The 11,792-nt window shown below is 75.5% G+C and carries 12 protein-coding genes, 1 tRNA gene and 1 pseudogene; 7 read left to right on the forward strand and 7 right to left on the reverse strand.

All coding sequences use genetic code 11. The features are described 5' to 3' along the window. Nucleotides 1-71: 71 nt before the first annotated feature. Nucleotides 72-1,097: a FecCD family ABC transporter permease gene (locus tag QMQ26_RS16280; protein WP_282206147.1), complete on the reverse strand. Its 1,026-nt coding sequence runs from the start codon at nucleotides 1,095-1,097 to the stop codon at nucleotides 72-74. Between the two features lie 100 nt (nucleotides 1,098-1,197). Then, on the reverse strand, nucleotides 1,198-2,232 hold the full coding sequence (locus QMQ26_RS16285; RefSeq protein ID WP_282206148.1) for a FecCD family ABC transporter permease: 1,035 nt from the start codon (nucleotides 2,230-2,232) through the stop codon (nucleotides 1,198-1,200). Between the two features lie 178 nt (nucleotides 2,233-2,410). Between QMQ26_RS16285 and QMQ26_RS16290 the strand changes: the two genes are divergently transcribed. From QMQ26_RS16290 to QMQ26_RS16300, 3 genes are all read left to right on the forward strand, one after another. After that, a complete protein-coding gene (locus tag QMQ26_RS16290; RefSeq protein WP_282206149.1) occupies nucleotides 2,411-3,451 on the forward strand; it encodes an ABC transporter substrate-binding protein in 1,041 nt (346 codons plus the stop codon). Between the two features lie 11 nt (nucleotides 3,452-3,462). Beyond that, nucleotides 3,463-4,320, forward strand: a complete 858-nt coding sequence (locus QMQ26_RS16295) for a siderophore-interacting protein (RefSeq protein ID WP_282206150.1) — start codon at nucleotides 3,463-3,465, stop codon at nucleotides 4,318-4,320. A 190-nt stretch (nucleotides 4,321-4,510) separates the two neighbouring features. Further along, nucleotides 4,511-5,110, forward strand: coding sequence for a superoxide dismutase (locus QMQ26_RS16300; RefSeq protein WP_100837565.1), 600 nt, complete (start codon nucleotides 4,511-4,513; stop codon nucleotides 5,108-5,110). Between the two features lie 44 nt (nucleotides 5,111-5,154). On the opposite strand, the gene QMQ26_RS16305 is transcribed toward QMQ26_RS16300, so the two are convergent. Together QMQ26_RS16305 and QMQ26_RS37470 are read right to left on the reverse strand one after the other, a co-directional pair. After that, nucleotides 5,155-6,264 carry an MFS transporter gene (locus QMQ26_RS16305; protein WP_282206151.1) on the reverse strand — a complete coding sequence of 370 codons (1,110 nt, stop codon included), beginning with the start codon at nucleotides 6,262-6,264 and terminating at the stop codon, nucleotides 5,155-5,157. 77 nt (nucleotides 6,265-6,341) lie between these two features. Then, nucleotides 6,342-6,593, reverse strand: a pseudogene (locus tag QMQ26_RS37470) (MFS transporter); the annotation flags it as partial. Nucleotides 6,594-6,667: 74 nt separating this feature from the next. Here QMQ26_RS37470 and QMQ26_RS16315 point away from each other — a divergent pair. The 3 genes from QMQ26_RS16315 (at nucleotide 6,668) to QMQ26_RS16325 (ending at nucleotide 9,354) form a co-directional block, all read left to right on the forward strand. Next, entirely contained in the window at nucleotides 6,668-7,462 is a 795-nt protein-coding gene (locus tag QMQ26_RS16315; RefSeq protein ID WP_282206152.1) for an ArsR/SmtB family transcription factor, read from the forward strand. Nucleotides 7,463-7,574: 112 nt separating this feature from the next. Beyond that, entirely contained in the window at nucleotides 7,575-8,480 is a 906-nt protein-coding gene (gene sigJ, locus QMQ26_RS16320) for an RNA polymerase sigma factor SigJ (protein WP_282206153.1), read from the forward strand. A 61-nt stretch (nucleotides 8,481-8,541) separates the two neighbouring features. Next, a complete protein-coding gene (locus QMQ26_RS16325; RefSeq protein ID WP_282206154.1) occupies nucleotides 8,542-9,354 on the forward strand; it encodes an SDR family oxidoreductase in 813 nt (270 codons plus the stop codon). A gap of 54 nt (nucleotides 9,355-9,408) precedes the next feature. Here the strand turns inward: QMQ26_RS16325 and QMQ26_RS16330 are convergent, their stop codons facing one another. Beyond that, nucleotides 9,409-10,254, reverse strand: coding sequence for an NAD(P)H-binding protein (locus QMQ26_RS16330; RefSeq protein WP_282206155.1), 846 nt, complete (start codon nucleotides 10,252-10,254; stop codon nucleotides 9,409-9,411). A gap of 245 nt (nucleotides 10,255-10,499) precedes the next feature. Between QMQ26_RS16330 and QMQ26_RS16335 the strand changes: the two genes are divergently transcribed. Beyond that, nucleotides 10,500-10,829, forward strand: coding sequence for a winged helix-turn-helix transcriptional regulator (locus tag QMQ26_RS16335; protein WP_400684204.1), 330 nt, complete (start codon nucleotides 10,500-10,502; stop codon nucleotides 10,827-10,829). Nucleotides 10,830-10,886: 57 nt separating this feature from the next. Here QMQ26_RS16335 and QMQ26_RS16340 read toward each other — a convergent pair. Together QMQ26_RS16340 and leuE are read right to left on the reverse strand one after the other, a co-directional pair. Beyond that, nucleotides 10,887-10,963 (reverse strand) — tRNA-Thr (locus QMQ26_RS16340). Between the two features lie 154 nt (nucleotides 10,964-11,117). After that, on the reverse strand, nucleotides 11,118-11,768 hold the full coding sequence (leuE, locus tag QMQ26_RS16345; protein ID WP_282206536.1) for a leucine efflux protein LeuE: 651 nt from the start codon (nucleotides 11,766-11,768) through the stop codon (nucleotides 11,118-11,120). Nucleotides 11,769-11,792 lie beyond the last annotated feature (24 nt).

Consider the following 11,792-nt stretch of genomic DNA (forward strand, 5'->3'; position numbering starts at 1 on the left):
CGTTCGGGACGACGGGGACGACGGGGTGGACGGTACTCGGGCCGACGGCACCCGTGGGGACGGGCGGCCGGTCACAGGCGGCCGGCCCGGCGCTGGGTGGCGAGCAGCCAGACCAGGTAGCCGCCGCCGAGCACGCCGGTGACCACGCCGACCGGCAGCTGGCGGTCGCCGAACAGGTGCTGCGCGGCGAAGTCGGCGGTGACCAGCAGCGCGGCGCCGGTGCACATCGAGGCGGCCAGGTTCGGGCCCGGCGAGCGGGTGATCCGGCGGGCCAGCTGAGGGGCGGTCAGGGCCAGGAAGTTGACCGGCCCGGCCGCCGCCGCGGCCAGCGAGGCGAGCAGCACGGCGGCGCCCAGCAGCGCGATCCGCAGCCGCTCGGGACGCACGCCCAGCCCGCTCGCGGCGTCGTCGCCGAGCTCCAGGGCGCGCAGCGCGGGGCCGCAGACCAGCAGCACCAGCGGGACGAGCACGGCCAGCGCGACCGCCAGCGGCCGGGCCTGCTCCCAGCCCCGGCCGTCCAGGCTGCCGGTCAGCCAGAGCACCGCGCGGGCGGCGTCCATCAGCTGGGTGCGGGTCAGCAGGTAGCCGTTGACGCCGGTGAGGATCGCCGCCGTCCCGATGCCGACCAGCACCAGCCGGGCGCCCTGCACGCCGCCGCGCCAGGCCAGCGCGTAGATCAGCACGCCGGTGACCAGCCCGCCCGCCACCGCGCCGCCGGCCAGCGCGGCGCTGGAGCCGCCCGCCACCACGACCAGCAGCGCGCCGGTGGCCGCGCCCTGGGTGAACCCGAGGATGTCCGGGCTGCCCAGCGGGTTGCGCACCAGCGTCTGGAACAGCGCCCCGGCCAGCGCCAGCGCCGCGCCGACCAGCAGCGCGGTGGCCACCCGGGGCAGCCGCAGCTGGTTGACGATGAAGTCCTCGGCGACGCTCCCGCCGCCGAACAGCGTCCGCACCACCTCGCCGGGCGCGATCGGGTAGTCCCCGCGCCCGAGCGCCAGCACCCCCACCCCCAGCGCCACCAGTACGGCCCCCGCGCAGACCGCCAACGCCCGCGGCCGGTACCGCACCGACCACCCGCCGACCCGCAACGTCCTCATGCCCCGACCTCCCCGCCCCGCCCCGCGCCCTGCGGGCGCGCAGCCGTCGCCTCCACACCGCCGCCGACCGCCGGCCGCCGGGTCCGAATCCGAGTGGGTGTCATGCGCGGGCCTTCCCCCGTCGTGCGAAGTACAGGAAGAACGGTCCGCCGAGGACGGCCGTGACGATGCCGACCTGGAGCTCGCCGGGGCGGCCCAGGACGCGGCCGAGGACGTCCGCGCCGAGCAGCAGGACGGGGGCCAGGACGGCGCAGTACGGGAGCAGCCAGCGCAGGTCGGGGCCGGTGAGGGCGCGGACCAGATGGGGGACCATCAGGCCGACGAAGACGATCGGGCCGCACGCGGCGGTGGCCGCCCCGCACAGCAGGGTGACGGCGACGATCGCGGCGGCCCGGATCGCGGCCGGCCTGGCCCCGAGGGCCCGGGCCGCGTCGTCGCCGAGCGCGAGCGCGTTGAGCGGACGGGCCAGGCCGAGCGCGAGCAGCGCGCCGAGGGCGACGAACGGCAGGATGCCGAGCACGGTGGAGGTCTGGGCGCTGGCCAGCGAGCCGACCGTCCAGAAGCGCATCTTGTCGAGCGAGGCGGTGTCCAGCAGCATCACGGCGCTGACGTACGAGTAGAGGGTGGCGTTGAGCGCGGCTCCGGCCAGCGCGAGCCGGGCGGGGGTGGCGCCGCGTCCGCCGCCGACCGCGTACACCAGGACGGAGACCAGGGCGGCCCCGGCCAGCGCCCACCAGACGTACCCGGTGAAGGAGGTGACGCCGAGCACGGCGGCGGCGGTGGCGACGGCGGCGGAGGCGCCGGCGTTGATGCCGAGCAGGCCGGGATCGGCGAGCGGGTTGCGGGTGAGGGCCTGCATGACGCCGCCGGCCAGGCCGAGCGCGGTGCCGGCGAGCAGCCCGAGCAGGGTGCGGGGCAGCCGCATCCGGTGGACGACGGTGTACTCGGGGGCGTTCGGGTCGAGCAGGCCGTGCCAGACCCCGGCGGGGCTCAGCTGCCGGGCGCCGAGGCCGAGGCTGAGCACCAGGACGGCCAGCAGCACGAGCAGCCCGGCGGCCAGGCCGAGCGTGCGGGGCGAGCCGCGGCGGGCGGGGGTGGCGGCGCCGGGTATCGGGAGGGAGCCGGTGGTGCTCAAGGGTGCTCCGGATCGGTCGGGGACGGGCCGGCGGGACCCCCGGGGGACCCTCCGTACCGGTACTTAGGTTAGGTTAACCTGCGTACGTCCGGCGGCCGCCGCCGGGTACCCGCACCTCGGCGCCCCCACCGACGTGCCGCTCCGCCCTGCTCCGAACCGCCCGAACCGAGGTACCGCCATGTCGTCTTCCCCCCGCCTGACCCGCCGCGGCCTGCTCGCCGCGGGCGGAGCCACCGCCCTGGGCGCGGTCCTCGCCGCCTGCGGCTCCTCCGGCGACGGGAAGGCGTCCGGCGGGGCCGGGTCCGGCTCGACGGCGGCCGGCGGCCCGTGGACCTTCACCGACGACCGCCCGCAGGCCGTCACCGCGAAGACCGTTCCGAGCCGGGTGGTGGCCTTCACCGGCGCCGCCGCCGCGCTCGCCGACTTCGGCCTGGACAAGCAGCTGGTCGGCGTCTTCGGCGAGACCAAGTCGGCCGACGGCAAGGCCGACCCGCAGGCCGGCAGCCTGGACGTGGACAAGGTCGAGATCATCGGCAACGCCTGGGGCGAGTTCTCGATCGAGAAGTACGCGGCGCTGCGCCCCGAGCTGCTGGTGACCCACATGTACGACCCGGGCGCGTACTGGTACGTGCCGGACGAGTCCAAGGACAAGATCCTGGCGCTCGCCCCGCAGGCGCTGATCTCCACCGGCCGGGTGACCATCACCCAGCCGATCGAGCACTACGCCAAGCTCGCCGAGTCGCTGGGCGCGGACCTCAAGGCGCAGCGGGTCGTGGACGCCAAGGCCCGGTTCGAGAAGGCGTCCGAGGAGCTGCGGCAGGCGGTCAAGGCGGCCGGCGGCGTCAAGGTGATGGCCTGCTCCGGCAGCGCCGACCTGTTCTACGTCTCCAACCCGAAGGTCTCCTGCGACCTGATCTACTTCGCCGAGCTGGGCGTGGAGTTCATCCAGCCGGAGAAGACCGACGGCGGCGACTACTACGAGGGCCTGAGCTGGGAGAACGCCGGCAAGTACCCGGCCGACCTGCTGCTGCTCGACCAGCGCTCCACCGCCCTCCAGCCCAAGGACCTGACCGCCAAGCCCTCCTGGGGCCAGCTGCCCGCCGTCAAGGCCGAGCAGATCACCCCGTGGGACGCGGTGCCGCGGTTCTCGTACGCCGGGTTCGCCCCGCTGATCGAACGGCTGACCGCCGCGATCCAGAAGTCCCGCAAGCTGAGCTGAAGGGCCATCGGATGACCGGCCAGGCCCAGGAGTACGACTTCTTCCCGGCGCACGTGGTGCGCACCCGGCGGCTCGGCCCGACCATGCTGCGGGTCACCTTCGGCGGCGAGGCGCTGCGCGGCTTCGCGAGCGGCGGACGCGACCAGTCCTTCTCGCTCTTCCTGCCGCGGCCCGGCCAGGACGAGCCCCTCCTCCCGTACCGGGAGGGCGAGGGCTGGTTCCGGGCGTGGCGGGCGCTCCCGGCGGGCGAGCGGGCCGTGATGCGCTCGTACACCGTCCGCGCGCAGCGGACCGAACCACCCGAGGTGGACGTCGACTTCGCCCTGCACGGCACCGGGGACGGCCCGGGCGGGGCGCCCTCCGGGCCGGCCGCCGGCTGGGCCGCGACGGCGGGGCCGGGCGCGCGGGTGGTGCTGCTCGGGCCGGCCGTCGCCGACAACCGCTCGGTGGCCTTCCGGCCGCCCGCGGACACCGGCTTCGTGCTGCTGCTGGCCGACGAGACAGCGCTGCCCGCGGCCGGCGGCATCCTGGACCGGCTGCCGGCCGGCACCCGCGCCCTGGTCTGGATCGAGGTCCCGGACGCCACCGACGTCCAGGACCTGCCCGCCCCCGACGGCGTGGACATCAGCTGGCTGGTGCGCCCGCCCGGCGCGCCCTCCGGGCTGCTCGACGCCCTGCGCGCGGCCGACCTGCCCGCCGGCGCCCCGTACGCCTGGATCGCCGGCGAGTCCGGCACCGTCAAGGAGCTGCGCCGCCACCTGGTGCGCGAACGCGGCGTCGACAAGCGCGCGGTGACCTTCTCCGGCTACTGGCGGCGCGGCGCCTCCGAGGACCGGCTGCGCGAGGAGGCGTACGCCGAGCCGTCCTGACCCGCTCCTCCCGGAGGACCGGTCCGGCCCGTCCCGACCCGCTGCTCCCGAAGGCCCGCCCGGCACCCCCGGGCGGGCCTTCGGCGTTCCGCCACGGCGGCTTCATGCCCCCTCAGTGTTCTTGCAATCGAGTTGCAATAAGGTGGCACTCGCAACTGACCCTCCGTCGACCGAGAAGGGCTGCTCAGCCATGGGTGCCTACACGCTGCCTGACCTCCCGTACGACTACTCCGCCCTCGAGCGCGCGATGTCCGCCGAGATCCTGGAACTGCACCACTCCAAGCACCACCAGGCGTACGTCAACGGCGCCAACTCGACGCTGGAACAGCTCGCCGAGGCCCGCGACAAGGACCAGCTCGGCGGCCTGGTCGGCCTCCAGAAGACGCTGGCCTTCAACCTCTCCGGCCACGTCCTGCACTCGCTGTTCTGGCAGAACCTCTCCCCCGAGGGCGGCGACCGCCCCGAGGGCCCGCTCGCCGACGCCCTCACCGAGCACTTCGGCTCCTTCGAGGCGTTCCGGAAGCAGCTCACCACCGCCACCGTCGGCGTCCAGGGCTCCGGCTGGGGCATCCTCTCCTGGGAGCCGCTCGGCCGGCGCCTGATCGTCGAGCAGGTCTACGACCACCACGGCAACGTCGGCCAGGGCACCACCCCGCTGCTCGCCTTCGACGCCTGGGAGCACGCCTACTACCTCCAGTACAAGAACGTCCGCCCCGACTACGTCACCCGCCTCTGGGACGTCGTCAACTGGCAGGACGTCAGCGCCCGTTACGCCGCCACCCAGGGCTGACCACCGACGGCCGGGCGGACGGCTCCCCCCGCCGCCCGGCCCCCTCAGGCCCGGCCCGACCGCCGCGAGGCCCGCCCGGCCAGCGCGGCCGCGCCCAGGAAGGCCGCCGCCGCGACCAGCGCCGCGGCGTGCAGCCCGCGCACCGGGCCCAGCGTGCCCGTCAGGGTGCCGAACAGCGCCACGCCGAGCGAACTGCCCGCCTGGCGGGCGACGTTGAACACCGCCGAGGCCGTCCCCGCCACCCCCGCCGGAGCCGCCTCCAGTACCGCGACGGTCGCCGCCACCACGGTCAGCGGCGTCGCCAGACCGGTCGCCGTCAAGGCGAACAGCAGCACCGGGTACGGGGTGTGCGGCCCGACCGCCAGCCAGCCCAGGAACCCCGCCGACCCCAGCAGCAGCGCCCCGGCCATCGTCGGGTACGGGCCGCGCCGGGCCGCCAGCCTGCTGGACAGCGGCGCCGCGAGCAGCCCCATGCCCACCGACGGCAGCAGTGCCAGCCCCGTCGCCCACGAGCCGTAGTGGCGCTCCTGCTGGAAGTGCAGCGTCAGCACGTACAGCATCCCGTAGTACCCGAGGCTGAGCAGCAGGCCGACCGCGTCCACCGCCGCGAGCCGGCCGTCCCGCAGCAGCGCGGGCGGCAGCAGCGGCACCCGGCCGTCCGGGTCCCGCCGCGACCGCCGCTCCAGGCGCAGCTCCACCCGGGCGAACCCGGCCAGCGCCGCCGCCCCCACCACGAACGCCGCCGCCACCCACGGCGAGCCCCAGCCCCGCGCACCCGCCTCGTTCACGCCCCCGACCAGCGCCACCAGGCCCAGCACGCCCAGCAGTTGGCCCGCCGGATCGCCGCGCCGCGCCGACCGCCCCTCCGGCCGTCGTCCCTCCGCCGCCGGCCCGACGTACCGGTACGTCAGCAGCGCGGCCAGCGCCGCGACCGGCAGGTTCACCCAGAACACCCACCGCCAGCCCAGCCCGGCCACCAGCAGCCCGCCCACCGCCGGCCCCGCGCCGAACGCCACCGCCGAGACCAGCCCCCACACCCCGACCGCCCGGGCCCGCAGCGCACCGTCCGGGTACGCCGCGCGCAGCAGCGCGAACGAGGCCGGCACCAGCAGCGCCGCCCCCGCCCCCTGCGCGAACCTGGCCCCGACCAGCACCGCCCCGACCCGGCCGCCGCGGAGAGCGCCGAGGCCGCCGCGAACAGCCCCAGCCCCGCCAGGTACAGCCGCCGGTGCCCGAACCGGTCGCCCAGCCCACCGCCGAGCAGCAGCAGCCCGGCGAACACCGTGCTGTACCCGTCCACCACCCACTGCAGCCCCGCCGCCCCCACCCCCAGCGAGGCCCGGACGTCCGGCACCGCCACGTTGACCACCGTGACGTCGAGCATCACCAGGAAGTGGCCCAGGCTCAGCGCGACCAGCGGCGGCAGGGCGAGCCGCGCCGCCGGCGGCCGGACGGGCGTCCGCGTCATCCGTACGAAAGTCATGACGGCAGTCTCCGCGCGAAACACTTCGCCGCCTGACGAACCGTGCCCGTCCCGGGCCGTCCTAGGCTGGAGGCGTGCCCGTTCCCACCTCTTCCCCCGCGCCCTCCGCTTCCCCCGCGCCCTCCGCCGGCCAGCCCGACGTCGCCCGGGCCGCCGCCCTGTTCGCCGACCCGTCCCGGGCCCGGATGCTCAAGGCGCTCAGTGACGGGCGCGACCTGTCCGGCGCCGTCCTCGCCGCCGAGGCGGGCATCGGCGCGCCCACCGCCAGCGCCCACCTGGCCAGGCTCGTCGACGCCGGACTGGTCACCGTCCGCAGCCACGGCCGCAACCGCTTCTACCGGCTGGCCGGCCCCGAGGTCGGTCACGCCCTGGAAGCCCTCGCCCTGATCGCGCCCCCGCTGCCGATCACCTCGCTGCGCGACAGCGGCACCACCAACGCGCTGCGCCGCGCCCGCACCTGCTACGACCACCTGGCCGGGCGGCTCGGCGTCGCCCTGATGGGCGCCCTGCTCGAACAGCGCCTGCTCACCGGCCACGACGGCACCCACCACCCGGCCACCGCCGTCCACGACCGCGCCTCCGGCTACGGCCACGACCACCACTACCGGCTCACCGCGTCCGGCCGGGCCGCCCTGCACCGGCTCGGCATCGACCTGGACGCCCTCCCGCCCCGCCGCCCGCTGGTCCGCTACTGCGTCGACTGGAGCGAACAGCAGCACCACCTGGCCGGCGCCACCGGAGCCGCCCTCACCGCCCGCCTGCTCACCCTGGGCTGGCTCCGCCACGGCGCCAGCCCCCGCGTCGTCCACCTCACCCCGTCCGGCACCACCGGCCTCGCCGACTGGATCGGCCTCCGGCTCCCCGCCTGAACCCTCCCAGCCCTCCCCGCCCTTCCCTCCTTCCCCTCCGCCGCCCTCTCACGTGGCCCTCCCCGCCCTTCCCCCTTCCTCTCCGCCGTCCGCCATCCCCTAACGTGGCCCCATGAACGCGGAACCCGACGACGCGGTACGGGAGTTCGAGCACCACCGGCAGCGGCTGTTCTCGCTGGCCTACCGGATGCTCGGGTCGGCCGCCGAGGCCGAGGACACCGTGCAGGACGCGTACCTGCGCTGGCACGGCGCCGAGCCCGGGCAGGTCGCGGCACCCGGGCCGTGGCTCAACAAGGTGGTCGCCAACCTCTGCCTGAACCGGCTCACCTCGGCCCGGGCCCGGCGCGAGGAGTACCCGGGCACCTGGCTGCCGGAGCCGGTGGCGAGCGGGGCGCTCGGGCCGATGGAGCGGGCCGAGCAGCGCGAAGCCGTCTCCTTCGCGGTGCTCACCATGATGGAGCGGCTCTCCCCGCCCGAACGCGCCGCCGTCGTGCTGCGCGACGCCTTCGCCTACAGCCACCGGGAGATCGCCGGCGTCCTGGACTGCACCGAGGCCGCCGCCCGCCAGCTCTACCACCGCGGCCGCAAGCACCTCGTCGACGAGGCCCCGCACCCCGGCCCCGTCGACGCCGAACAGAACGCCGCCCTGCTCGGCCGCTTCCTGCGCGCGGCCTCGGACGGCGCCCTGGACCAGCTCGAACAGCTCCTCGCCGCCCAGGTCGTGGTCTGGTCGGACGGCGGCGGCAAGGTCCGCGCCGCGCTCCGGCCGGTGCACGGCCGCACCAACGCGGCCCGCTTCCTGGCCGGCCTGTTCGAACGGTTCACCGACGGCGTCCGGTTCGAACTCGCCGAGGCCAACGGCAGCCCCGTCCTGCTCGGCTGGGAGGGCGAGGACCTCACCTCCGTCGGCGTGCTGGACGCCGGGCCCGACGGCGTCACCGGCATCCGCATCCTGCGCAACCCGGACAAGCTCGCCCACTACGCGCGACGGCACCGCGCGCTGTCACAGAACGGCTGACCGCCCGGTTCCTACCAGGGAGAGCCCCACTGCTGCCCCCTCCCCGGAAGGAACCCGGACCATGAACGACCTCGCCACCCCCTCCGCCCCCTCCCCTCTCCCCTCCGCCCCCGACCGGCCGCTGCTGGTGACCGGCGCGACCGGCGTCCTCGGCCGCGAGGTGCTGCGCCACGCCCTCGCCACCGGCCGTCCCGTCCGCGCCCTCACCCGGCGCACCACCCCGCCCACCGACGCCGACACCCACTGGCACACCGGCGACCTGACCGCCGGCACCGGCCTGGACGAGGCGTTCGCCGGCGTCGACGCGGTGATCCACTGCGCCAGCGACCCGCGGCACCCGAAGAACGACCTGCCCGCCTTCCGCCACCTGCTGGCGGCCGCCCGGCGGACCGGCGTCCGGCACGTCGTCAACATCTCGATCGTCGGCGTCGACCGGATTCCGATGGCCTACTACCGGATCAAGCTCCAGGGCGAGCAGCTCCTCGCCGGGTCCGGCCTCGGCTGGACCACCCTGCGCGCCACCCAGTTCCCCCAGCTCCTGGACGGCATGCTCCGCCCGCTCGCCAAGCTCCCCGTCCTCCCGATGCTCTCCCGCACCCCCGTCCAGCCCGTCCACCCCGCCGAGGTCGCCGCCCGCCTCGTCGAACTCGCCCTCGGCGACCCGGCCGGCTCGGCCGCCGACTTCGCCGGACCCGAGATCCACCCCGCCACCGACCTCGCCGCCGACTGGCTCCGCGCCCGCGGCAGCCGCCGCCGCGTCCTGCCCCTGCACCTCCCCGGCCGGGCCGGCCGCCTGCTGCGCGAGGGCGCCCTCACCTCCCCCGGGCACGCCTGCGGCACCCGCACCTGGGCCGAGTACCTGGCCGAACGCTAGCCCCCCAGCCCCTGCCCGCCCTTCCTCTTCTCCCTCCCCCTCCTTCTCCCTCCCTCACCGGAAGGCGGGGCGGGCGTCCGCGGCCCAGGCGGCGAAGCTCCGGGCGGGGCGGCCGAGCACCCGCTCGACGTCCGGGCTGACCCGCTGCTCCTCGGCGAGCGGCGAGCCGAGGACGTCGAGGGTGCCGTCGACCACTTCCTCGGGCATGAAGCGGGCCAGGTGCGCGCGGGCCTGCTGCCGGGTGAGCTCGACGAACGCGACCTCCTCGCCGAGGACTTCGCCGAGCGCCGCCACCTGCTGCCGGGGCGTGACCGCCTCGGGTCCGGTGAGGACGTACACCCGCCCCTGGTGCCCGTCCTCCCGCAGGGCGGCCGCCGCGACCGCCGCCAGGTCCGCGGGGTCGACGACCGGCAGCGCGACGTCCGCGAACGGGGCGTGCACCGTGCGCCGGGCGCGGACGCCGTCGACCCAGGCGTACGCGTTGGAGGCGAACCCCCCGGCCCGCAGGATGGTGTACGCCAACCCGCTCTCCCGGACCGCGAGTTCGAACTCGCGGAGCCGGGCGTGCGAGACCGCCGCCGGCCGGGTCCCGGCGACCTGCGAGGAGAGCAGCACCACCCGCCGCACCCCCGCCGCCCGCACCAGCCCCAACAGCTCGGCGGCCGGCGCACCGGGGCCGTTGAGCTCGCCGGCCAACAGCAGGAACAGCGCGTCCGCCCCCTCCAACGCGGGGGCCAGGCTCCCGAAGTCGGCCAGGTCGGCGGCCCGGTGGACGACCCCGGCCGGGAACCCGCCGTCCGGCACCCGCCGGGAGACCGCGGTGACCCGCTCCCCCGCCGCGGCGAGCAGGCCGACCAGCGGACGGCCGACGTTCCCGGTGGCTCCAGTGACAACGATCATGAACGTGCTCCTCGGTCCGTCAGGGCCCAAGTCCCTTGCTTGAGCGGCCTTTTCGGCCACGACCCGAAGCTAGCACCGGAAAGATACTAGGTACCTAGAGGAAACCGACCCCCTTCGCCCCTCCCCGCCCTACAGTGGGTACCCGCAGCAGAGCGACCGACGAGAGGGCGTACACGGTGGCCACCCGGAACGGACCCACGACGGACCGACCCCCCACCGAACACGGCAGCACCCAGCCCTGCCCGATCACCCCGGTGCTCGACATCGTCTTCAGCCGCTGGACCACGCCGATCCTCTGGACACTCCACCACTTCGGCCGCCAACGCTTCGTCCAACTGAACCGGAACATCGGCCCCATCACCGCGAAGGTCCTCACCCAACGCCTACGCCAACTGGAACGCGACGGCCTCGTCACCCGCACCTACCACCCGGAAGTCCCACCCCGAGTCGAATACGAGATCAGCGAACTCGGCCGCAGCCTGGCCCCCCTCTTCGCCGCCCTCACCGACTGGTCCCACCACCACCTCCCCGAAGTCGAACGCGCCCGCACCGCCTTCGACACGACCACCCCCTGACACCCCGGCCCGCAACGGGAAAAGCCCGGACCGCAGCGAACTGCGATCCGGGCTTCGTGGAGCCGCCTATGGGATTCGAACCCATGACCTACGCATTACGAGTGCGTTGCTCTGGCCAACTGAGCTAAGGCGGCACCGCTGCCGGTAACCCGGCCCGGTGAGGGCAAGGGTCGCATCGGCAACGCGCGCCAGTCTACACAGTTTCCGGGGGTGATCCGTACGCGCCCACCGGGCGGGCGGCCCGGTGGGCGGCCTCGGCCTGCGGCCCCGGCGGGGCGGGGGTCGGGGTCAGGCGGAGGAGGCGGCGAGTTTGGCGGCGAAGCCGGCGAAGAGGACGGCGACGGCGGAGGTGAGGCCGGCGGAGAGGCGCTTGCGGCGGCGGAAGGCGTTGGCGAGCGTGGTGCCGGTGAAGATCAGGAGGGAGAGGTAGAGGAAGGAGAAGGCCTGGAGGATGCCGCCGAGGAGCGCGAAGGAGAGGACGGGGGCGCCGTAGGAGGGGTCGACGAACTGGGTGAAGAAGGAGAGCAGGAAGAGGATGGCCTTCGGGTTGAACAGGCTGACCATCAGCGCCCGGCGGAACGGCCGCTCGGCGTCCTCGGTGGCGCCGTCCTGGTCGGGGGCCGAGGCGAGGGCGCGCTCGCGCCACATCTGGCGGGCGGCCCGCAGCATGCCGTAGCCGATCCACAGCAGGTAGGCGGCGCCGCCGAACCGGACCACCGCGAAGACCGCGGGGTTGGCCCGGAGCAGGGAGGCCGCGCCGAGGGCGGTGAGGCTGATCAGGACGAGGTCGCCGAGGAAGACGCCGCAGGCCGCCCGGTAACCGGTGCGGACGCCCTTGCGGGCAGCGACGGAGAGCACGTAGAGGGAGTTGGGTCCGGGCAGCAGGACGATGGCGAGCGCGCCGAGGACGTAGGTGGCCAGGTCGTGGACTCCGAGCACTGCGGTCTCCAGGGGGCGGGTGAA

This window comes from Kitasatospora fiedleri (assembly GCF_948472415.1).
Taxonomy (GTDB): Bacteria; Actinomycetota; Actinomycetes; order Streptomycetales; family Streptomycetaceae; genus Kitasatospora; species Kitasatospora fiedleri.